23 protein-coding genes are annotated in these 19,903 nt (G+C 69.5%); 9 read left to right on the forward strand and 14 right to left on the reverse strand.

Annotated elements, in window-relative coordinates; genetic code table 11:
* Window position 1: 1 nt before the first annotated feature.
* Window positions 2-466 carry a MarR family winged helix-turn-helix transcriptional regulator gene (locus tag SACCYDRAFT_RS14520; protein WP_052309120.1) on the reverse strand — a complete coding sequence of 155 codons (465 nt, stop codon included), beginning with the start codon at window positions 464-466 and terminating at the stop codon, window positions 2-4.
* Between the two features lie 102 nt (window positions 467-568).
* Between SACCYDRAFT_RS14520 and SACCYDRAFT_RS14525 the strand changes: the two genes are divergently transcribed.
* The 4 genes from SACCYDRAFT_RS14525 to SACCYDRAFT_RS14540 all read left to right on the forward strand — a co-directional run bounded on the left by SACCYDRAFT_RS14525 (window position 569) and on the right by SACCYDRAFT_RS14540 (window position 4,594).
* Entirely contained in the window at window positions 569-1,777 is a 1,209-nt protein-coding gene (locus SACCYDRAFT_RS14525; protein ID WP_005457194.1) for an MFS transporter, read from the forward strand.
* 443 nt (window positions 1,778-2,220) lie between these two features.
* The gene (locus SACCYDRAFT_RS14530; protein WP_232283679.1) at window positions 2,221-3,255 is read left to right on the forward strand and encodes an outer membrane protein assembly factor BamB family protein; all 1,035 of its coding nucleotides are present in this window, start codon (window positions 2,221-2,223) and stop codon (window positions 3,253-3,255) included.
* 41 nt (window positions 3,256-3,296) lie between these two features.
* Window positions 3,297-3,656: a BlaI/MecI/CopY family transcriptional regulator gene (locus SACCYDRAFT_RS14535; RefSeq protein ID WP_005457197.1), complete on the forward strand. Its 360-nt coding sequence runs from the start codon at window positions 3,297-3,299 to the stop codon at window positions 3,654-3,656.
* A complete protein-coding gene (locus SACCYDRAFT_RS14540; protein ID WP_005457200.1) occupies window positions 3,653-4,594 on the forward strand; it encodes a M56 family metallopeptidase in 942 nt (313 codons plus the stop codon). The genes SACCYDRAFT_RS14535 and SACCYDRAFT_RS14540 overlap by 4 nt, the downstream gene beginning before the upstream one ends.
* Here SACCYDRAFT_RS14540 and SACCYDRAFT_RS14545 read toward each other — a convergent pair.
* Window positions 4,570-5,043, reverse strand: coding sequence for a hypothetical protein (locus SACCYDRAFT_RS14545; protein WP_005457202.1), 474 nt, complete (start codon window positions 5,041-5,043; stop codon window positions 4,570-4,572). The two genes, SACCYDRAFT_RS14540 and SACCYDRAFT_RS14545, sit on opposite strands and share 25 nt — an antisense overlap.
* Before the next feature lie 76 nt (window positions 5,044-5,119).
* Here SACCYDRAFT_RS14545 and SACCYDRAFT_RS14550 point away from each other — a divergent pair, with 76 nt between their 5' ends.
* Together SACCYDRAFT_RS14550 and SACCYDRAFT_RS14555 are read left to right on the forward strand one after the other, a co-directional pair.
* Entirely contained in the window at window positions 5,120-5,851 is a 732-nt protein-coding gene (locus tag SACCYDRAFT_RS14550) for a DsbA family protein (protein ID WP_005457204.1), read from the forward strand.
* Window positions 5,848-6,732: a cytochrome c biogenesis CcdA family protein gene (locus SACCYDRAFT_RS14555; RefSeq protein WP_005457205.1), complete on the forward strand. Its 885-nt coding sequence runs from the start codon at window positions 5,848-5,850 to the stop codon at window positions 6,730-6,732. Before SACCYDRAFT_RS14550 ends, SACCYDRAFT_RS14555 begins: the two co-directional genes overlap by 4 nt.
* An 87-nt stretch (window positions 6,733-6,819) precedes the next feature.
* On the opposite strand, the gene SACCYDRAFT_RS14560 is transcribed toward SACCYDRAFT_RS14555, so the two are convergent.
* Both SACCYDRAFT_RS14560 and SACCYDRAFT_RS14565 read right to left on the reverse strand, forming a co-directional pair.
* Complete coding sequence (locus tag SACCYDRAFT_RS14560) at window positions 6,820-7,485, reverse strand: potassium channel family protein (protein WP_005457206.1); 666 nt, start codon at window positions 7,483-7,485, stop codon at window positions 6,820-6,822.
* A complete protein-coding gene (locus SACCYDRAFT_RS14565) occupies window positions 7,478-8,776 on the reverse strand; it encodes a TrkH family potassium uptake protein (RefSeq protein ID WP_456300055.1) in 1,299 nt (432 codons plus the stop codon). Before SACCYDRAFT_RS14565 ends, SACCYDRAFT_RS14560 begins: the two co-directional genes overlap by 8 nt.
* A 289-nt stretch (window positions 8,777-9,065) precedes the next feature.
* Here SACCYDRAFT_RS14565 and SACCYDRAFT_RS14570 point away from each other — a divergent pair, with 289 nt between their 5' ends.
* Together SACCYDRAFT_RS14570 and SACCYDRAFT_RS14575 are read left to right on the forward strand one after the other, a co-directional pair.
* Window positions 9,066-9,686 (forward strand): TetR/AcrR family transcriptional regulator, encoded by a 621-nt coding sequence (locus SACCYDRAFT_RS14570; RefSeq protein ID WP_005457210.1) that lies wholly within the window; start codon window positions 9,066-9,068, stop codon window positions 9,684-9,686.
* A 1-nt stretch (window position 9,687) separates the two neighbouring features.
* Window positions 9,688-10,848 carry an FAD-dependent monooxygenase gene (locus tag SACCYDRAFT_RS14575; protein WP_005457211.1) on the forward strand — a complete coding sequence of 387 codons (1,161 nt, stop codon included), beginning with the start codon at window positions 9,688-9,690 and terminating at the stop codon, window positions 10,846-10,848.
* A gap of 58 nt (window positions 10,849-10,906) precedes the next feature.
* On the opposite strand, the gene SACCYDRAFT_RS14580 is transcribed toward SACCYDRAFT_RS14575, so the two are convergent.
* Entirely contained in the window at window positions 10,907-11,473 is a 567-nt protein-coding gene (locus tag SACCYDRAFT_RS14580; RefSeq protein WP_005457213.1) for a MerR family transcriptional regulator, read from the reverse strand.
* 248 nt (window positions 11,474-11,721) lie between these two features.
* Between SACCYDRAFT_RS14580 and SACCYDRAFT_RS14585 the strand changes: the two genes are divergently transcribed.
* Complete coding sequence (locus tag SACCYDRAFT_RS14585; protein ID WP_005457215.1) at window positions 11,722-12,348, forward strand: TetR/AcrR family transcriptional regulator; 627 nt, start codon at window positions 11,722-11,724, stop codon at window positions 12,346-12,348.
* 4 nt (window positions 12,349-12,352) lie between these two features.
* Here SACCYDRAFT_RS14585 and SACCYDRAFT_RS14590 read toward each other — a convergent pair whose 3' ends face one another.
* The 9 genes from SACCYDRAFT_RS14590 to cobA all read right to left on the reverse strand — a co-directional run bounded on the left by SACCYDRAFT_RS14590 (window position 12,353) and on the right by cobA (window position 19,901).
* Entirely contained in the window at window positions 12,353-12,826 is a 474-nt protein-coding gene (locus SACCYDRAFT_RS14590; RefSeq protein ID WP_005439071.1) for a bifunctional nuclease family protein, read from the reverse strand.
* A 236-nt stretch (window positions 12,827-13,062) separates the two neighbouring features.
* Window positions 13,063-13,824 (reverse strand): transcriptional regulator FtsR, encoded by a 762-nt coding sequence (ftsR, locus tag SACCYDRAFT_RS14595; protein ID WP_005457216.1) that lies wholly within the window; start codon window positions 13,822-13,824, stop codon window positions 13,063-13,065.
* A complete protein-coding gene (gene garA, locus SACCYDRAFT_RS14600) occupies window positions 13,821-14,285 on the reverse strand; it encodes a glycogen accumulation regulator GarA (protein WP_005457218.1) in 465 nt (154 codons plus the stop codon). Before garA ends, ftsR begins: the two co-directional genes overlap by 4 nt.
* A gap of 95 nt (window positions 14,286-14,380) precedes the next feature.
* Window positions 14,381-14,764, reverse strand: a complete 384-nt coding sequence (gene gcvH / locus SACCYDRAFT_RS14605) for a glycine cleavage system protein GcvH (RefSeq protein ID WP_005457219.1) — start codon at window positions 14,762-14,764, stop codon at window positions 14,381-14,383.
* A 96-nt stretch (window positions 14,765-14,860) separates the two neighbouring features.
* Window positions 14,861-15,481: a CDP-alcohol phosphatidyltransferase family protein gene (locus tag SACCYDRAFT_RS14610; protein ID WP_005457221.1), complete on the reverse strand. Its 621-nt coding sequence runs from the start codon at window positions 15,479-15,481 to the stop codon at window positions 14,861-14,863.
* 33 nt (window positions 15,482-15,514) lie between these two features.
* Window positions 15,515-15,787 carry a hypothetical protein gene (locus SACCYDRAFT_RS14615; RefSeq protein ID WP_083844762.1) on the reverse strand — a complete coding sequence of 91 codons (273 nt, stop codon included), beginning with the start codon at window positions 15,785-15,787 and terminating at the stop codon, window positions 15,515-15,517.
* A 168-nt stretch (window positions 15,788-15,955) separates the two neighbouring features.
* Window positions 15,956-17,692: an AMP-binding protein gene (locus tag SACCYDRAFT_RS14620; protein ID WP_005457223.1), complete on the reverse strand. Its 1,737-nt coding sequence runs from the start codon at window positions 17,690-17,692 to the stop codon at window positions 15,956-15,958.
* A gap of 15 nt (window positions 17,693-17,707) precedes the next feature.
* The gene (locus tag SACCYDRAFT_RS14625) at window positions 17,708-18,556 is read right to left on the reverse strand and encodes a crotonase/enoyl-CoA hydratase family protein (protein ID WP_005457225.1); all 849 of its coding nucleotides are present in this window, start codon (window positions 18,554-18,556) and stop codon (window positions 17,708-17,710) included.
* A 103-nt stretch (window positions 18,557-18,659) separates the two neighbouring features.
* Window positions 18,660-19,901: a uroporphyrinogen-III C-methyltransferase gene (cobA, locus tag SACCYDRAFT_RS14630; RefSeq protein ID WP_005457227.1), complete on the reverse strand. Its 1,242-nt coding sequence runs from the start codon at window positions 19,899-19,901 to the stop codon at window positions 18,660-18,662.
* Window positions 19,902-19,903: the final 2 nt, after the last annotated feature.

A 19,903-nucleotide genomic window follows, 5' to 3' on the forward strand; every position in this document is an offset into this window, starting at 1 on the left:
CTCACCGACAGGGCATCCCGGTGATGCGCGTCAGCAACGCGAGGAGCGTGGCGCGCTCGTCGTCGGACAACCCTTCGAGCAACATCTCGTTGACCTCGTCGACGACGGCACTCGCCCGGCCCAGCACCTCGTGCGCCCGGGGCGTCGCCACCACGATGTTGCGGCGCCGGTCGGTCCGGTCCGGCGTACGCCGGACGAGCCCCTCCTCCTCCAGCGCGTTGATCATCGCGACGACGTCACTGCGGTCGATCCCCAGCCGTCGTCCGAGATCGGCCTGCGTGATGCCCTCGGCCTCGATCAACACCGCGAGCGCGCCGTGGTGGTTCTTCGTCAGCCCGGCTTCGGAGAGGCGGTCCACCACCATCCGTTGCGCCCTGCGTCCGGCCTCGGCGAGCTGCCAGCTGATGCGGCCACGCAACTCCGCAGGAGGAAGCAACTCCGCTCGTAGACCGTGTCCCTCACGCACCCTCGCAGTCTAGGAGACCCTCTCCGACCGTAAAAACTGTTGGCAGTTCCAACGTTGGCTGTGTCAACATTGGCAAAGCCAACAAATCTGGGGAGATATCCGATGACCGGTGTCCTGACCACCCGCCGTACCGCACCACCCGACAGCCCGGGCGCGCTCACCGTCCTCCTCTTCGCCACCACCCTGAGCGTGCTGGCGGGGGCCGTGATCGGCCCCGTGCTCCCCACCGTCCGTGACGAGTTCGGCCTCGACGCGACCACGGCCGGGCTCGTGATGACGGCGCACAGTCTGGTGATCGCCCTGACCAGCCCGGTAGTGGGCCGCCTGATCGACCGCCACGGGTTCCGCATGCCGCTGGCCGTCGGGCTGCTGGTGTACGGCGTCGCCGGCTCCGTCGGTATGGTCACCGACTCCTATGCAGCACTGATGGCGAGCCGAATCGTGTTCGGACTCGGCGCCGCGGCGCTGTTCTCGGCCACCACGGTCGCCATGACCACCCTCTACACCGGCGCCCGCCGCGACCGCGTCATGGGCTGGCGATCGAGCGCCACCTCACTCGGAGGCATCGTCTGGCCGCTGGTGGGCGGCGCTCTCGGCACGCTGACGTGGCACGCGCCGTTCGCCGTCTACCTCGTGGGACTTCCCCTCGGGCTGGCCACGTTGTTGTGCCTTCCCCGCACCGCGACGCCGCCCGCGCGAACGCGGAGCCGCGCCCTGACACTGCTGCGCGACCATCCGCGGCTGGTCGCCGCCCTCGGCCTCCAGGCCGCACTGTCGGTGTTGCTCTACTGCATAGTGATCTACCTGCCACTCCGGCTCGACGAGACCGGGGTGACGTCCCCAGCACTGATCTCGCTGTTCCCGGCGGCGGCGAACCTGGCGGCGAGCCTGATCGGTTTCGGCTACGCGCGGCTACGGGCACGACTGTCGTACCCGACGCTGCTCCGCACGTCGGTGGCACTCTGGGCGGGCGGTTTCCTGCTGTTGGGCACGGCCGCGCACCCCGTGCTCCTGGCACTCGGTGCGGCGGTCTTCGGAATCGGACAGGGCATCGCCTTCCCCGCGCTGACCGTGCTGGTGGCCGACGCCGTGAGTCCCGAGCACCGGGGCATTGCCACGTCACTGTCCGGCACGACGATCTTCGCGGCACAGTTCGCGACCCCGCTGGCGATCGGGCCCCTCACCGTGGCGGCCGGGATCGACGACATCTATCTGACGCTGGCGGCCGCCCTCGCGGTGAGCACCGTGCTTTCCCTGCTACCCCGCCGAACGACAGCGCGACGTGGCACACCCAGCCGCCGACCACGGTGACCCCTTGCCGCGTTCCCAGTCCGACGCCCGGACACCTGCGACGGCCTCGCAGGTCTGTCGCCCGTCGCGAGTGGCCCCGCCCCAGCGAGCGCCTACGGAGCCGGGAAGGAGACAACCGGAGCCACCTTACGGGAGCAGGCCCGCCGTTCCCCCGCACCAGCATCTACTAAACTACATAGTAGAACCATGTGGGAGGTGTGATGCGGCACCGCGGGATCAGGTACGTCGCCGTGTTGGCGACATCGGCAGCGTTGACGGCGTGTGGCGGTGGACTGGGCAGTGCTACCGGTACCCCTTCCGGGGAGGCCCTACCGACGCCGACTCCGGTGGCGCTGTCGGCTCCGGCCACACCGCCTTCGAGCGACGTGCGAGGTCCCGGTCCGGACGCGGAGACACCGCGCTGGAGGGCACCGTTCGACGACGTCCCTCGAACAGGCGGCGGAATGTTCGTCGGCCTGGTGTTCCCCACCGACGACCAGGCCGACCTGTCCGTCACCGGCGTGGCCGCGGACGGGAGCACGCGGTGGGCCGTGCGCACGAATCCCTCCTGCGTCGGCTACGGGGTGACGAGCGTCTCCGGGACGGCGGCCGCGGTGGTGCTCGCGAGCGACGCCGACAACCGGGAGGGCAAAATCGCCACACGGACCACGGCCAACGCCTACGACGTACGCGACGGCAGCCGGCTGTGGGGGCCGTCGCCGGTGCCGGGGCCGATGCTCGGGCCCGGGCTGATCTTCGGACAGGCCACACCGTCGATCGTCGGTGGGGCCCAGGGTGAGCGGGTCATGCTCGCGGCCCACTCGGGAGCCCCCGTACCGCCCCCCGCTGAGGACGCGGTTCCGCTCTACGAGCACCACGGGACCGGCCTCTTCGGCAGAAACGGCACGGTCACGGCCGTCGACACCGCGACGGGAGCCGTGTTGTGGGACTCCGGCACGCTCCAGGCGCCACCCGGGTTCGGCGACGGTCCACGCGACGTGGAGCTGCTCGACGCCGCCACGGCGTCGACCGGTGACGTCGTCGCCCTGCGTTGGACGCGTCCGGACGGCGACACCGGGGAGACGGCCCTGCACGAGCTCGGAAGCGGCAGGCTGATCGCGGCTCTGGGTGACCAGCCCGAGCTGCGGACGACCGTGGACCGCAAGACGAGGACGGTCGTCACCTCCGGCCTCGACCAGTACCGGACGGCCCGCGCGTTCGACATCGGCACCGGCACGGAGTTGTGGCGTGACGACGACGGCGTCGGGTCACTGGAGATCACACTGGTTCACGAGGGGACGGGGTACGGCACCCGTGCCGGGCGTTCGGTCGCCGTCGACGTCCGCACCGGCGACACGCTGTCCGACGGCGACTGGCCCGTCCCGGTGGCGGGCGCGTCGGACGTGCTGCTCGCGCCGTTGCCACCGGTGCCGGGAGCCACGCCGTCCGAACGCACCGCCGGAAACGGTCCCGGCTACGTGGCCTACGGGCGGCACTGACGGGCGCCCCTATCATCGCAGTCGGCGGAAGGACGGTCGGTATGCGAGGGCTCGGGGAACTCGAAGCCAAGGTCATGGACGTTCTGTGGTCGGCGGACGAACCGCTGAGGGTGCGGGACGTGCTCGAACGGTTGGACACGGGCAGGCCGCTGGCCTACACCACGGTGATGACCGTGCTGGACAACCTGCACGGCAAGGGGTACGTGCGACGGAGCAAGGCCGGGCGCGCGTACGAGTACACCGCGGCCGAGTCACGCGAGGAGGTCGGCGCCCGCCTGCTGCGGGAGGTCCTGTACTCCAGCGGTGACACGGAGCAGGTACTGCTGCACTTCGCCGAGTCGGCGACGCCCGAGGAGTCGGACATCCTGCGGCGCGCCCTGCGGAAGGGGAAGTCGTCGTGACACTGGCTCTCGGACTCCTGGCCGCGGCCGTCGTGATCGGTGTCGCCGCCCCCGCGTACCTGCGGATCGCGGTCACCCCCAGGTTGCGCCCCGGACTTGCTCTCGCCGGCTGGACGGGTTCGGTGCTCGCGGTGGTGCTGGCCGTCTCGGTGTCCGGCCTCCTGCTCGCGCTGCCGGGTGGTTCCGGGCTCGACGGTCTCATCGGCATGGCCGACAGCTGCGTGAACGTGTTCCTCGCCCGCGGTGACGTGGTGTGGGCCGACGTCATGCGGCTCGGTGGGGCCGCGGTCCTGCTGACGTTCACCACTCGGACGCTCGCCGTCGCGGTCGTGAGGGTACGTCGTCACCGGCGGTCCCGGCGGGAACACGTGACCCTGCTGCGGTCGCTGGGCCGTACCGACGGTCCCGTGCTGTGGCTCGAGGAGACGACCCCGATCGCCTACAGCGTCGGCGGGCGGAACGGCACCATCGTGGCGACACGCGGTGTCGAACGACTGGAATTCTGCGAGCGGGAGGCGGTGCTGGCTCACGAGCGGGCGCACCTGCGAGGGCGGCATCACGCCTTGGTCCTGACCGCCGACATCGTCGCCGCCGCGCTCCCCTTCGTTCCGTTGTGCCGCCAGGCTCCCGGAGCGGTGCGCGTGCTGGTGGAGCTGGCCGCCGACGCGGCGGCCGCGCGGCGCCACGGGCCGGGGCCGGTCCGGTCGGCTCTGCTGTCGGTGTCGGCAGGGCAGGCGCCGCGCACAGCGCTCGCCATGTCGCGGGACGCGGTCGACGCCCGGTTGTTGTGGCTGGAGAGCGGTCACCTGCCGGCGCCGAGGCTGCCGGTCCGAGCCGACTACGCGGTCGCCGCGGTCCTGACCACGGTGCCCGCGATCCTGTCCATCGCCACCGTCGCGCTGCTCGTCACTCTCTACTGCCTGACCGTCGTCGGCTGAGGCGTGGCGCAGACTCCGGTGGCGCAGGCGCTCTGCCTGCGGCGCTGGACAACGGCCAGGGCGAGCAACGCCAACGAGATGAGCGCCAGGAACGGCTGCAACGGCGCCCAGAGACCGAGCGCGCCGGACGTGCCGAGCGCGACGAGCACGAGTTTGTTGCACACCGGGCAGCCCACCGCGAACACCGCCAGCAACACTCCCCCCAGAGGCCGCCGGGAAGCGCGGTCGGTCGGTGGTGGTCCCTGAATCGCGAACCAGGTGAACGTGAGGACGACGGTGGCCGCGACGACGGGGTACTCCCACCAGCGGACGGGAATCTCCCTGGAGAAGACCGGCGTGTCGATGATGTCGGTCGGCACTGCCACCACTACCAGCGTCAACATGCCCATCAGGGCGGCGCGGACGAATCTGCGGGTGTGTCGCCGGGCCGGTTGAACCGTGGTGGCCATGGGGTCTCCGCTCTCGTTCGGGATCTGATTTACTAAGCAGCATAGTAGTTCAGGTTCGAGTGGAGTGGGAGAGCCGATGACCGCACGAACGCGGCGGGACACGTCCAAGCGCGACGGCGTCCTCGTGGCCGTTTTGGTCCTGGCAGCCCTGGGGCTGATCATCTACCTGGCCAACGGACGGTCGGGCGACGACACGGCCGCGGGCGCGCAGCAACCCCGGCAGCAGGCTTCGAACGCCGAGACGGGCGCCGACCCACTGGCCGACCTGCCCCGGCGCGAACCCGGCGACCCCATGGCGCTCGGCGCTCCGGACGCACCGGTGACCATGGTCATGTACGAGGACTACCGCTGCCCGTTCTGCGCGAAGTTCAGCCGCGACATCGCCCCCTCCCTCATCGAACGCTACGTCGAGACGGGCGTGCTGCGGATGGAGTGGCGGGACCTGCCCATCTTCGGTGAGCAGTCGTTACTGGCCGCCAGGGCCGGGCACGCCGCCGCCGAGCAGGACCGCTTCTGGGAGTTCGTCGACGCCGTCCACGCGGACGCGCCCGACCGAGGGCATCCCGAGCTCACTCCCGAGAAGCTGCGCGACTTCGCCCGCGAGGCCGGTGTCGAGGACCTCGACCGCTTCTCCGAAGACATGAACTCCACCCGCTACGACGCCGCGATCGAGGCCGACGCGCTGGAGGGCACCGGCCTGGGGGTGTCCAGCACCCCGACCTTCATCGTCAACGGCCGCCCCGTCCTCGGCGCCCAGCCACTCGACACGTTCGTGTCCGTCATCGACGCGGCGAAGGCCCGTTCATGATCGAGGTCGGACTTCTCGGCGCCTTCCTGGGCGGCGTGCTGAGCCTGCTCAGTCCCTGCTCCGCGTTGCTGCTGCCGTCGTTCTTCGCCTACGCGTTCGACCGGCTCGGGACGCTGGCACGGCGAACGGCGGTCTTCTACGCGGGACTGCTCGTCGTGCTGGTGCCGCTCGGCGCCGGCGTGGGCGCGATCGGCGCGCTACTCACGCGCTACCGCGGGATCGCCACCATGGTGGGTGGGACCGTCCTCGTGCTGCTCGGGATCGCGATGGCCCTCGGCCTGGGCTTCGGCTCGGCGGCAGCCCAGCGAGCCACGGCACGCATCAGGATCTCCTCCAACACTTCGGTGTTCGCGCTGGGCACCGTGTACGCGCTGGCCGGTTTCTGTTCCGGCCCGCTGCTGGGCAGCGTGCTCACCGTCTCCGCGGCCGGCGGTGACCCGGTGTACGGCGGGACGCTCATGGCGCTGTACGCGCTGGGCATGGCGACGCCCCTGTTCGTTCTGGCACTGGCGTGGGACCGCTTCGACCTCGGCCGCAAGAGCTGGCTGCGCGGGCGTCCGGTGAGGATCGGTCCGCTCGCCACCCACTCCACCAGTCTGGTGTCCGGCCTGCTGTTCATCGGCGTCGGCCTGCTGTTCCTGCTGACCGACGGCACGGCCAACCTCGGCGGGCTCACCAGCGTCGACACCCAGTTCTCGTTGCAGGTGTGGCTGCAGGAAAGGGTCAGCGCGGTCTCGAACGCCGCCGTGCTGCTGGGCGTGGTGCTGGCCGCGATTCTGGTGCTGGTGGCCCGGCTGGTGCGGGCTAGGCGACGGCAGCGAAGTTCCTGCTCGAACCCGCGCAGCAGAGGGAGTTCCGCGAAGTCGGACTCACGCCGGTGAACGGCTGAGCACCGGGGACAGTCCGCCGAGCCGTCCGAGAAGCGCCACGGCGTGCGGCGGGAGCGAGGTCGCGGGCAGTGCGGCGGTTCAGACGATGTCGGCGAAGCGCTCCACGTCGTCGCGCCTGCCCGCCACGACGAGCACGTCGTCGGCGTGGACGACGCTGTCGGGCGTGGCGTAGGTGAATCCGCTGCCGGGCCGCTTGATGCCGACCACGGTGACCCCGTAGCGCAGCCGCAGCTTGGTCTCCCCCAGCGGCTTGCCGACGGCTTCGGTCGGCGGCGTGGTCTTGACGAGAGCGTAGTCGTCCTCGAACTCGATGTAGTCGAGGATGCGGCCGGTGACGAGGTGGGCGACCCGTTCACCCATGTCGTACTCCGGCAGGACCACCCGCTGCGCCCCGACCCGTTCCAGGATGCGGCCGTGCTGGCGGCTCACCGCCTTCGCCCAGATCTGCTTGATCCCGGACTCCGACAGCAGCGAGGTGGTGAGGATGCTCGCTTCGATATCGCTGCCGATGCCCACCACGGCACGGTCGAAGGTGGGCACGTCGAGCTGGGCCAGCGCGTCGCTGTCGGTGCTGTCGGCGACGGCGGCGTAGGTGAGTTCGTCGGCGTAGCGCTGCACCCGCTTCGGGTTCTGGTCGAGTCCGAGCACCTCGCAGCCCAACCTGGTGAGCTCGACCGCGAGCGAGCCTCCGAACCTGCCGAGGCCGATGACCACGACCCGGCGGTCGCGTTTCGTGTCAGCCAATGATGGGCCTTTCTTCAGGAAGTTCGTACCTGCGGGTCCGCTCGCGCAACGCGAGCGCCGAGGCGAACGTGATGGGGCCGATCCGACCCGCGAACATCAACACAGTCAGCACCAGCTCCCCGGCGGGCGGCAGTTCCGTCGTGATGCCCGTGGACAGCCCGACCGTCGCGAAGGCGGACACCGACTCGAACAGCACCTCGTCGAGTGTGAACGGTGTCAGAGCCAGCAGGGTCAGCGTGGCCGTCACCACGGTCCCGACGCTGAGCAACACCACCGCCAGCGCCTGCCGTTGGACGGTCGACGGGACCTTGCGTCCCATCAGGTGCACGGTGGGTTGGGCCCTCACCTCGGCGACGATGACGAAGGCCAGCAATGCGAACGTGGTCACCTTGATGCCACCGGCCGTGCCCGCGCTACCACCGCCGATGAACATCAGGATGTCGTTGACGAGCAACGTTCCCGCCTCGAACTCGGCCAGGTCGAGTGAGTTGAAGCCCGCCGTCCTCGGCATCACGGCATGGAACAGCCCGGCGAGGATCCGCCCTCCCACGCCGAACCGGCCGAGCGTGTCGGGGTTGTTCCACTCGGCTGCCGTGATCGCCACCGCACCCACCACCAGCAGTACCGCGGTCGTCAGGACCGTCAGCCTGACGTGCAGGGACCACCGCCGCAGCGAGCCCCGGGCGTGCCGCCAGACCTCGATCCACACCGGAAACCCGAGCCCGCCCGCGATCACGGCCACGGCAATGGGCACGCAAACCCACGCGTCGGTGACGAAACTCATCAGGTTATCCGGGTAGAGCGCGAAACCGGCGTTGTTGAACGCCGAGACCGCATGGAACACGCCGTGGTAGAGCGCCGTTCCCAGCTCGTAGTCGTAGCCGGTGAGGAACCGGGCCACGAGCACGGCCGCGATGACGGTCTCGAAGGCGAAACTCACCAGCGCCACACCGACGACGACCCGGCGCACGTCACCCAACCCGAGCGCCTTCGTCTCGGTCTGAGCGGTCAACCGCATCCGCAGGCCGAGCCGCCGCGTGATCAACAGGCCGAGCAGCGAGGCCAGCGTCATGATGCCGAGCCCGCCCACCTGGATCAGTCCGAGGATCACCAGTTCCCCGAAGGTCGACCAGTGTCCCGGGGTGTCCACGACGATGAGGCCGGTGACACACACCGCAGAGGTCGCCGTGAAAAGGGCTGTCACCAGGTCGGTCGGCTCTCCCGACTCGCTCGCCACCGGGAGCGTGAGCAGAACCGTCCCCACGGCCACGGCGGACGCGAACGCGACCACCACGGCCCTGGCTGGATAGCGAAGCCCCGCAAGGGGGCGACGCGGCGCCCTTCTCGCCCGCAGGACCAATCCCACAGCTCCATTCACACTCACCGAGGGAAAACGACGGCAACAGTACTCCCCGGGACGGTGTGGCGTTGCCTCGTGTGATGCGGATGACCGGCGCCCGAGGACGGCTCCCGACCGGGCCGGGCTGCTGAACCCGGACGAATACGTGACTCCACACCCCCTCAACCTGAAAACAAAAATCTGCTATGTTTTCATGGTCTTAGGAGGGAAGGAGGGCGGGATGCCCGCAGCGTTCACGGCCCAGGAACGGGCGCGGATCACCGAGGCCCTGCTGGCGGCGGGATACGAACTCTTCAGCACTCAAGGGCTCCGCAAGGCGTCGCTGGAGGAACTCGTCGGCCCGGCGGGGATCGCCAAGAGCAGCTTCTACCAGTTCTTCGACTCGAAGGAGGCGCTCTACCTGGAGCTGATGCTGCGGGAAGCGGGCTCCGTCAAACGGCGGGTCATCGACCAGGCCCTGCGCACCACCGACGACACGCGCGAGGCACTGCGCCGGTTTCTGCGCGCCACGCTCGACGAACTGACGACCAACACACTGTGGCGCCGGTTGACGACGCATCCCGAGGAAATGCACGCCGTGGCGCGCAAGCTCGACCCCGAGCGAGCCGCCGCGATCGGGGACAACCCCGCCACCGCACTGGCCGAGTTCGTCACCGAAAGACAACGCGACGGCGGACTGATCGACGCCGACCCCGCCGTCGTGGTGGGTGTACTCCAGGCAGTACTGCTCGTGCCGCTGCACGCCGACCACCTCGGCGATCCGGCCCATCGCGACCGGGTCCTCGACCTTCTGATCGACATCGTGACAGCCGGCCTGACCCTCACACGGGAGAGGAACTGACATGAGAAACAAGGCCATCATCGTCGGCGCCGGCATCGCCGGACTCGCCACCGCTCTGCGGCTGCACCGGATCGGCTGGGAGCCCCTGGTCCTCGAACGGGCCGCGACCCGGCGTTCCGGTGGCTACGCCGTGACCTTCTCCGGCATCGGCTACGACGCCGCGGAACGCATGGGAGTCCTGCCCGCCCTCGCGGAGCGGCACATCACCCCGGACCGGATGGTGTACGTCAAACCCGACGGCGGCACCCGGTTCGCCGTGCCCGGCCCGACCGTGCGCGCGCTGCTCGGTGAACGTGCGTTGAACATCCTGCGCGGTGACATCGAGGACGTACTCCACACCGCCGTCCGCGACACCGTCGAGATCCGCTTCGGCACCACGGTCACGGCGATCTCCCAGGACACCGACGGAGTGGACGTGACGTTGAACGACGGCACCGTCGAGCGAGCCCACCTGCTGGTGGGTGCGGACGGACTGCACTCGACCACGCGACACCTGGTGTTCGGCCCCGAAGACGGGTTCCGACTCGACCTCGGCCACATGGCCGGTGCGTTCCTGCTCGACCGACTTCCGTCCTGTGTCGAGGAGGGCACGACCTCGACACTGACCGACACCGGGCGCACTCTCGCGATCATCGCCCTCGGACAGGGCAGGTCGGCCGCGTTCTTCGGCTACCGCACCGACCGTCCGACGGCCGAACTGGCCGAAGGACCCGTCACCGTTCTGCCCCGGGTCTACGGCACCATGGGGTGGGCGGCGCCCGACGTGCTCGACCAACTCCCGCACGCGCCGTCGGTGTACTTCGACACGATCAGCCAGATGGTCGTCGACCGTTGGAGCCGTGGCCGTGTGGTCCTGCTCGGCGACGCCGCGTGGTGCGTCACCCTGTTCGCCGGCTTCGGCTCCTCCCTCGCCGTCGCCGGAGCCGACCTCCTCGGCACCACACTCGACCGGCACCGCGGCGACGTGCTCGCGGCGCTGCGTGACTGGGAGAGACAGCTCCGTCCGGAAGCTGAGAGGAAGCAGAGGCTCGGCCGCCGGGTCAAGGGCCTCTACGCACCCGCCGACCCGCTCCGGTTGTGGTTGCGTGACCTGCCACTGCGATTCGCCTCGTACCGGCCGGTGTCCGCCCTGCTCCAGCGCCGTCTCCAGCTCGGAGCGTGACGGGCCGGTTGAGGAGCTTGTGTCCGCCGGATACGGGCATCGACGAGCACAAACCTCCTCAGCCGGTGCGGCGGGCGTTACGGCGCTCGGAGAGCTCGTCCGGCACACCCGGGTCGATCTGCCCGCCGTCGGCGCGCTCGGCGGGAAACTCGTGCAACGTTCCGGAAATCTCCTGCATCGCGTTACTCACCGCGATGCCGAACACGCCCTGCCCGCCCTGGAGCAGATCGACGATCTCCTCCGGCGACGTGCATTCGTACACCGTCGCGCCGTCCGAGAACAACGTGACCCGCGCGAGGTCCCTCACTCCCCTGGCCCGGAGATGGTCCACGGCAACGCGAATGTTCTGCAGGGAGACACCGGTGTCCAGCAGTCGTTTGACGATCTTGAGAACCAGCAGGTCCTTGAAGGAATACAGGCGCTGCGAACCAGAACCGTGAGCGGTGCGAATACTCGGTGTCACCAGTTTCGTACGCGCCCAGTAATCGAGCTGCCGGTACGTGATCCCGGCGATCTGACAGGCGGCCGGACCGCGATAGCCAACCAGTTCGTCCGGCAATGAGTTGTCGGGGAACAACTCCCCTTGCTCACCGCCGGCAGCGCTCACCGGACTTTCGTCGACCACCCATGCCTCCTCTCGCCCGGCGTGGCGCCGGCAGCGAAACAAGACCGCCGATCCCGGGTCGGAACCGACCGGTTACGACAATCTCGCCAATAACCGCTTTACCAGCGTAATCACATCGGCGCGATTAACGTCCTTTCGACGGTAAGCCCGCCCGCCGGGCCGGTCAACGCGACGCGCGGGCCACCGGGCCAGCTGTGTACAGCCGTGACCGACTTGACATGTTTACTCAGCCGAGTTAGTTTTTACTCATGCAAGTAAAAGATGATTTCGCCGCCGGCCTGGGACTGACTCCGGCCGAAGCGACCCGACGCGCACAGATCATCGAGGCGACCATCGACGTCGTCGCCGAGTTCGGCTACGGCAAGACGTCCTTCTCCCGCATCATCGACAAGGCGGGGCTCAGCAGCACGCGAATGATCTCCTACCACTTCGCGGACAAGAACGAGCTGATGACCGCGACACTGATGACGCTCATCGATCACCATGACCGGTTCGTCGCCGAGCACACGGTGACCGCCGAGGGCAGAACCGCCCTGCTGCGATCGTTACTGGAAACCGAGATCGCCTACCTCGCCGCGCACCCACGGCATGCACACGCGGTGACCGAGATCGCCACCAACGGCAGGGACTCCGACGGCTCACCGCTGTTCGAGCTCGTCGTGCACGATCTGCGGATCGGCAGACTCGCCCGGCAACTCACACAAGGGCAACGGGAAGGGCACTTCACGGACTTCGACCCCGAGATCATGGCGAGGGCGATCCGGAGCGCGTTGGAGGGACTGGCGCAGCAACTTCTCGCCGACCCCGACCTGGACCTACGGCACTACGCGGACGAACTCACCGCGTTGTTCACCCGGGCCACGAAAGCGACCTGACCGATCAGGTGTCGGCGCCCCTGAAGTCCTCCGGGGAGACGGAGTCGAGGAACTCGCGGAACTTCTCGACCTCGTCCTCCTGCTCGTCGGGGATGATCAGCCCGGCTTCCTCCAGCACCGAGTCCTCGGCGTGGATGGGCACCCCGACACGCAACGCGAGCGCCACCGAGTCACTCGGCCGCGCCGAAACCCGGACGTCACCGTCGAACACCAGCTCGGCGAAGAACGTACCTTCGCTCAGATCGGTGATGACGACCTGCTGAAGTTCTCGCCCCAACGCGCCGATAATGTCCTTGAGCAAGTCATGAGTCAGCGGTCTGGCCGGGCGGACACCCTGCTGTTCCAAGGCGATGGCCGTCGCCTCCACCGAGCCGATCCAGATCGGCAGGTATCGCTCACCGTCGGTCTCCCGCAGCAGCAAGATCGGCTGGTTCGCGGGCAACTCGACCCGGACGCCGACGACGCGCATTTCGCTCATCGGGCTTCGCCTCCCTCTCTGCGCGCGGGCCGCAGCGCTGTCAACGACGATCCCGCGTCGACTCTACTCGACGCTACCCGTCATCAGGGCGCTGTGCTCGTCGCGAAACTTGTTGTCCTCCACGGCTCTTCGCGAACCGGTTCGTCTACGGTACGGCAATCGAGGGGCCGCGTGGACCCGTCGTCCTGGAGCGTCATCAACACGACACATCGGCCCTGTCCATCACTCACCCGAGTCTACCCACCGGTCACACCACGAATCCCGGTTTTGACGAGCAAGGTGTGCAGCGTGACCGACAACGCGGCCAGCTCCTTGACAAGCTCGTCTCCCCTGGCCTTCGCGTCCGTGTCCCGCTGGCGGTACACCGGAGCGACGATCTGTTCCACGAGGCCCACCTCGCGATCGGCCGACGCCCGGAACGCCCGCAGATGCCGCGGTTCGATGCCGTAGTCACTCATGGCCTTCACGGTGCGGGCGATCCGCACCGCGTCGGTGTCGTAGAAACCGGCGGCACTCGGCCTGACGAGCCCGTACTGGCGCAGTTCGTCCAGCATGAGCTCGTCGATACCCGCCTCGCGGAGCAGGTCGTCCTCGGTCAACCGCGCGGCGGCGTCGGGGTCCGCGGCGAACTCGTCCGGCCCGGGAACGCCCGGAACCTGACCGTCGTCGTCCACCGACGTGATCGCCACCAGTTTGCGAGGCAGCCTCGGGACGACGGAGGCGTTGGAGTCCCCGCGGTCGGCCGCGTCGAGCTGCTCCTTGATGACCTTCAGCGGGAGGTAGTGGTCCCGCTGGGCGGCGAGGACGAACCGCAGGCGCTCCACGTCGGCAGGGCCGAACTGGCGGTAGCCGGACGGCGTTCGGGCAGGCCGGACGAGCCCCTCCGATTCGAGAAACCGGATCTTGGAGATCGTCACGTCAGGGAAGTCGGGGCGCAGCTGCGCCAGCACGGCCCCGATACTCAACCCCTCTCGCTGTGGCCGCCCGGCAGCCGTCACCGTGCCCCCTGACCCCCGTGCCCGGGACCGGTCAGGAAGACGAGGCGGAACTTACCGATCTGCACCTCGTCACCGCCGGACAGCACGGCCTGGTCGACGGGCTCACGGTTGACGTACGTGCCGTTGAGGCTGCCCACGTCGATCACCACGAATTCACCACCCTCACGCCGGAACTCGGCGTGACGGCGGGACACCGTGACGTCGTCGAGGAAGATGTCGCTGTCGGGGTGGCGGCCCGCGCTCGTCGTGTCACGGTCGAGCAGGAACCGGGAACCCGCGTTGGGCCCCCGCTTCACCACCAGCAACGCGGAGCCCGCGGGCAACGCATCGACGCCGGCGTCCTGCGGCTCCACCGCCGGCGCCTCCCGGCCCTCTGCCTCCGACAGGAAGTCGGCCCGGAAAACGGAGGTCCGCTCCGGAGACTGCTCCGGGGGAACACCGGGCCCGTCGTTCGTGCTCACCGCAAGCTCTCCTTACGCACTGGGGTGTCTTTTTCGTAAACGTAGTGTGGTCAACGTACCGTGTCTGGGCCGTCAACAGTGCCGGGGCTCCCGGATCAGTTGTCGATCACACGTTGGTAGGCCTCGGCGTCGAGGAGGGCGTCCACGGCTCCGGCGTCGTCCAGGGCCACCTCGACGAGCCACCCCTCCCCGTAGGGATCGGAATTGACCAGCTCCGGCGACGAGACGACGGCCTCGTTCGCCGCCACCACCTCACCGTCCACCGGGGCGAACAGCTCGGAAACGCTCTTCGTCGACTCGATCTCGCCGAACGGCTCGCCCGCGTCGAGGCGGGCGCCGACCTCCGGCAGTTCCACGAACACCACGTCGCCGAGCTGGTCCTGCGCGTACTCCGTGATCCCGACGCGTGCCCGGCCTCCGTCCACCGCCAGGACCCACTCGTGTTCCTCGGTGTACCGCAGTTCCTCAGGAGTCGACACGTGAGTCTCCTTTCCCACTTCCCACCATGATCCACCTCGGGCGGCCACCGGCACAACGCCGGATCCGCTCCGGGAACGTACGAAACGACCGTGCGGTCAGGCAGGCCGGTACGAGTGCCGGGACACCGCCCTCGCGATCTGCCACACGTAGAGGGCACCGGACCAGAGGTAGAGCACCGCGCCCCACGCCGTGAAGGCATAGGCGAACGGCTGGGCCACCTCGGCGAACGTCGTCGCCGGGTCGTGGGTCACGAGCATCAGCGGCAGTGCGTACATGAGGTTGAACGTCGCCGCCTTGCCGACATAGGTCACCTCGGGCGGAGCGAAGCCGTGGCGCCGCAACACCACCAGCGCCAACCCGACCACGAGTTCCCTGCCGACGAGCAGGGCGACGATCCACCACGGCACGATCCCGCGCAACAGGAACGCCAGCAGGGCCGCCGCGATGTAGAGGCGGTCGGCCGCCGGATCGAGCAACTGACCGAGCCTCGTCGTCTGGTTGAGAAGTCTGGCGAGTTTGCCATCGAGCCAGTCGGTGACGCCGCTGAGGGCTAGCAGCGCGAACGCCCAGCCGTCCTCTTCCGGGCCGAGAAGGAGCCACAGGAACACCGGAACGCCGGCGAGGCGCAGGAGGGAGAGGAGATTCGGCACCGTCGTGAGCTGCCGTGCCAGCGACAGCTCACCATCCGTGGTGCCGACGGACCGGGCTTTCGTCATCCGCTCACCGTATCGGGGAGACGCGGCGTCCGGTCAGGAGGAGCGCCGATAACTCCAGCCCTGCCGACGCAGCTCCTCGCCGGTGAGCGCCTGCGGCCGACCGTGGTGGTCGACGCCCATCCACCGCGGCCTTCCCGCCCCGCTCTCCAGCACGTAGGGCCTGCCACGGCTCCACACCACGGTGCACGGGGTCGTGGGTGGCGACGGCGGCGTGTCGGAGGTCGGTGCAGCCGTCACCGCGGCCGTGGACGGGTCGGAGGAGTCGCTGGAAGGAACGTCGGTTCCGCTGTCGTGGTCGGTACTCATCGCACTCTGCGCTCGCTTACCGTGAATCATCACCCGGTGGATAACCTGTGAGTGGCGTCTCACACTTTCTCGCGAGACGCCGCTCACACATCCCATCGGCACGGTGAACCGAATCGTTAGCGATCCGTTCGCGCTTCGTGTCGCTGATTCGGGTGGTCTTCTCCCGTGTCAGCCTTTGAGCGAGGGGAAGTCCTCCTCGCGGAACTCCCGCTCGCCGCGTGCGTCGCCCCTGGCGTTCTCCTGGCCGCGGAGCTCGACCCGGCGGATCTTCCCGGAGATCGTCTTCGGCAGTTCGGCGAACTCCAGGCGCCGGACGCGCTTGTACGGCGCGAGATGCTCACGGGCGAAGGCGAGGATGCTCTCCGCCGTGGCCGCGTCGGGCTCGTACCCGCTCGCGAGCACCACGTACGCCTTGGGCACCGAAAGCCGGATCTCGTCGGGCGCCGGCACGACGGCAGCCTCGGCCACCGCCTCGTGCTCGAGCAGGACGCTTTCCAACTCGAACGGCGAGATGCGGTAGTCCGACGCCTTGAACACGTCGTCGGTACGACCCACGTAGGTGATGTAGCCGTCCTCGTCGACGGTGCCGACGTCACCGGTGTGGTAGTAGCCGCCCGCGAAGGCGGTTTCGGTGCGCTCGTCGTCGCCCGCGTACCCCGTCATCAGGCCGACGGGGCGGGAGTTCAGGTCGAGACAGATCTCGCCCTCGCGCGCCGGCTTCCCGGTGACCGGATCGACGAGTGTCACCGTGAAGCCCGGGACGGCGCGGCCCATGGACCCGGGCTTGACCGGCTGCCCGGGCGTGTTGGCGATCTGGACGCTCGTCTCCGTCTGGCCGAAACCGTCGCGGATGGTCACTCCCCACGCCTGCTTCACCTGGTCGATGACCTCGGGGTTCAGCGGCTCCCCCGCGCCCACGACCTTGCGCGGCGGATTCCGCAACGCGGTCAGGTCGGCCTGGATGAGCATGCGCCAGACTGTGGGCGGGGCGCAGAAACTCGTGACGCCGCAGCGGTCGATCTGCTCCATCAACCTGGCCGCGTCGAAGCGCCCGTAGTTGTACAGAAACACCGTGGCCTCGGCGTTCCACGGGGCGAACACGTTGCTCCACGCGTGCTTGGCCCAGCCCGGCGACGAGATGTTGAGGTGGACGTCGCCCGGTTCGAGGCCGATCCAGTACATCGTGGACAGGTGGCCCACCGGGTACGAGACATGGGTGTGCCGCACGAGCTTCGGCTTCGCCGTCGTGCCCGAGGTGAAGTACAGCAGCAACTCCTCGTCGGCGCGCGTGGCGCCATCCGGTGAGAACACCGTGTCGGCCGTGTAGGCGTCGGTGAACGACTCCCAGCCCTCCGCGGGCTGCCCCACGGCGATGCGGGTGTAGTCACCGGTCACGTCGGCGAACTTGCCGGTGTCGGCGGCGCGGACCACCACGTGCCGCGCGTCGCCACGCTCCACGCGGTCGCGCAGGTCGGCGGGTCCCAGCAGCGTCGAGGCGGGGATGATCACCGCGCCCAGCTTGATGCACGCGAGGATGGTCTCCCACAACTCGACCTGGTTGCCGAGCATGAGGATCAGCCGGTCACCTCGCCGCACGCCCAGCGCGCGCAGCCAGTTGGCCACCTGGTTCGAGCGACGTGCGAGCTCGGGGAACGTCCAGCTGTTCTCCGAGCCGTCCTCCTCGACGATCCACAGCGCGGGCCGGGTGGCGTTGCCCTCCTCGGCGGCGATCCGGTCGAACCAGTCGAGCGCCCAGTTGAACTCGGTGAACTCCGGCCACGCGAACTCCGCCCGCGCCGCCGCGTAGTCCTCGCGGTGCGCCAGCAGCAGATCCCGTGCCTGCCGGAACCTCCGGTACGCCTCGGTGCCGCCTGTGCTGGCGCCTGTGATGGCGTCGTTGCCCACTCCTGCCTGCCTCCCTCACTCGCCCCGGAACTCGGGTTCCCGGCGCTGCAGGAACGCCTGCACCGCCTCGTTCAGATCGTGGCTGGGCAGGAACGCGGCGTTCCACGTCGCCACGTACCGCAACCCGGCGTCGATCCGCTGTTCGGTGTTGACGGAGAGTACGTCCTTGGCCCCCTGGACCACCAGGGGTGGGTTCGCCGCGATGTCGGCGGCCATGCTCCGCGCCGCCTCGAGTGTGGCGTCGCGGTCGGGGTGCACGTCGTTGACCAGACCGATCTTCTCGGCCCGGGCGGCGTCGATGTCCTTGCCGGTGAACGCGAGTTCCCGAAGGTGTCCCTCACCGATGATCGAGGCGAGCCGCTGCAGGCTGCCCATGTCGGCGACGATGGCGACCCGGACCTCGCGGACGCTGAACCGGGCGTCGGCACTGGCCAGGCGGATGTCGGCGGCGGCGACGAGATCCACTCCTCCCCCGATGCACCAGCCGGACACGGCGGCGATGACGGGCTTGCGGGTGCGTGCCACGGCCGTGATGGAGTCCTGCATCCGGCGGATCTCGTCGAGGAACTCGCGGCGTGGGCGGGCCAGCGCGTCGCCGCTGAGGTACCCGGCCCATGACGGCAGCATCGCGGCGAGGTCGAGACCGTAGGAGAAGTTCCGGCCGCTGCCGGTGAGCACGATGGCCCGCACGTCGGGGTCGGTGTCGAGTTCGGCGAAGGCGAGGGGGAGTTCGCGCCAGAAGTCCGGCCCCATCGCGTTGCCCTTGCCCGGTCCCAGCAGGGTCACCTCGGCGACGTGCCCGCCGCGCTCCACGCTCAGGGACACGTACTCGCCGGTCGGGTTGTTCGGTTCGCTGCCACTCATGGCCGTCATCCTCACCCACCGTCCGTCCGTGGCGGCAGTGGTGTGGCGGAGAGTGAGAGCGACGTCGCCACGACCTCGCCCCGGCATCGCCCCGGCGAGGCTCTCAGCGGGCCGGGTCGGTGTCGCCTGCGGACAGCCCGGCGACGGGACCGATGACGGTCACCGCCGGAGGCCGGACGCCCGCCTCCGCCACGGCCTCGGCCACCCCGGCGAGCGTCGAACGCACCACGCGCTGCGTCCGCAGCGTGCCCTCCTGCACGACGGCCACCGGTGTGTCCGCCGGGCGGCCCGCCGCGACCAGCGCGTCGGCGACGGCGCCGAGCCGTTCGACTCCCATCAGCAGCACGACGGTGCCGCGCATCCCGCCGAGCGCCTCCCAGTTCACGAGCGACCGATCGTCACCCGGCGGAACGTGTCCCGACACGACGACGACCTCGTGGGCCACCCCGCGGTGGGTCACCGGGACGTCCGCCGCCGCCGGTACCGAGAACGCGCTCGTCACCCCGGGCACCACGGTGACCGGGACACCGGCCTCCGCGCAGGCCTGGAGTTCCTCGAAACCCCGGCCGAAGACGTAGGGATCACCACCCTTGAGCCGCACCACGAACCGGCCGGCGCGGGCGTGCTCGATCAGCACGCGGTTGATGGCCTCCTGCGCGGCGGCGCGACCGTACGGGAGCTTCGCCGCGTCGACGAGGATCACGTGCTCGGGCAACTCGTCCAGCAGCTCGCGCGGAGCGAGCCGGTCGACCACCACGACATCGGCGCGCGAGAGTAGCCGCCGCCCGCGCACCGTGACGAGTTCGGGATCGCCCGGCCCGCCGCCCACGAGGGCCACGCCCCCGGCCCGCGGCACGTCCTCACCACGGCTACCGGGGTCGGCCACCGTGCCCGTCCGCAGTCCATCGAGCACCGCCTCGCGCACGGCGGAGGAACGCCGTGGCGTGCCGCCGGACAGCACACCCACCAGCAGGCCGTCGTGCTCGCCGACGGCGGGAGTGACCGCGCTGCCGGACGCGGCGGCGTCCGCGCGCACACAGAACACCCTGCGGCGCTCGGCCTCGGCCACGACGGCCGCGTTCACGTCGGCGTCGTCGGTGCACGCGAGCGCGTACCAGGCGCCGTCGAGATCACCGTCGCGGTACGGGCGGGAGTGCCAGACGCACTCGCCCGCGTCGACCGACGCCTGCACCGACGGCGTCGTGTGCGGGGCGACGACTTCCACCGACGCGCCCGCGGCGAGAAGGCGGGGCAGACGGCGCTGGGCGACGGTGCCGCCGCCCACGACGACGACCTTGCGACCCGTGAGGTCGAGTCCCGCCAGGTAGTGCTGCTCCTGCGGCATGC

It is taken from the genome of Saccharomonospora cyanea NA-134 (genome assembly GCF_000244975.1).
Lineage (GTDB): Bacteria > Actinomycetota > Actinomycetes > Mycobacteriales > Pseudonocardiaceae > Saccharomonospora > Saccharomonospora cyanea.

What these genes read in the sequence shown, in the direction of transcription:
- SACCYDRAFT_RS14525 (WP_005457194.1), top strand. Translation starts at nt 569, where the DNA reads ATGACCGGTGTCCTGACCACCCGCCGTACCGCACCACCCGACAGCCCG.
- SACCYDRAFT_RS14530 (WP_232283679.1), top strand. Translation starts at nt 2,221, where the DNA reads ATGTTCGTCGGCCTGGTGTTCCCCACCGACGACCAGGCCGACCTGTCC.
- SACCYDRAFT_RS14535 (WP_005457197.1), top strand. Translation starts at nt 3,297, where the DNA reads ATGCGAGGGCTCGGGGAACTCGAAGCCAAGGTCATGGACGTTCTGTGG.
- SACCYDRAFT_RS14545 (WP_005457202.1), bottom strand. Translation starts at nt 5,043, where the DNA reads ATGGCCACCACGGTTCAACCGGCCCGGCGACACACCCGCAGATTCGTC.
- SACCYDRAFT_RS14550 (WP_005457204.1), top strand. Translation starts at nt 5,120, where the DNA reads ATGACCGCACGAACGCGGCGGGACACGTCCAAGCGCGACGGCGTCCTC.
- SACCYDRAFT_RS14555 (WP_005457205.1), top strand. Translation starts at nt 5,848, where the DNA reads ATGATCGAGGTCGGACTTCTCGGCGCCTTCCTGGGCGGCGTGCTGAGC.
- SACCYDRAFT_RS14570 (WP_005457210.1), top strand. Translation starts at nt 9,066, where the DNA reads ATGCCCGCAGCGTTCACGGCCCAGGAACGGGCGCGGATCACCGAGGCC.
- SACCYDRAFT_RS14575 (WP_005457211.1), top strand. Translation starts at nt 9,688, where the DNA reads ATGAGAAACAAGGCCATCATCGTCGGCGCCGGCATCGCCGGACTCGCC.
- SACCYDRAFT_RS14585 (WP_005457215.1), top strand. Translation starts at nt 11,722, where the DNA reads ATGCAAGTAAAAGATGATTTCGCCGCCGGCCTGGGACTGACTCCGGCC.
- SACCYDRAFT_RS14590 (WP_005439071.1), bottom strand. Translation starts at nt 12,826, where the DNA reads ATGAGCGAAATGCGCGTCGTCGGCGTCCGGGTCGAGTTGCCCGCGAAC.
- SACCYDRAFT_RS14610 (WP_005457221.1), bottom strand. Translation starts at nt 15,481, where the DNA reads ATGACGAAAGCCCGGTCCGTCGGCACCACGGATGGTGAGCTGTCGCTG.
- SACCYDRAFT_RS14615 (WP_083844762.1), bottom strand. Translation starts at nt 15,787, where the DNA reads ATGAGTACCGACCACGACAGCGGAACCGACGTTCCTTCCAGCGACTCC.
- SACCYDRAFT_RS14625 (WP_005457225.1), bottom strand. Translation starts at nt 18,556, where the DNA reads ATGAGTGGCAGCGAACCGAACAACCCGACCGGCGAGTACGTGTCCCTG.
- cobA (WP_005457227.1), bottom strand. Translation starts at nt 19,901, where the DNA reads ATGCCGCAGGAGCAGCACTACCTGGCGGGACTCGACCTCACGGGTCGC.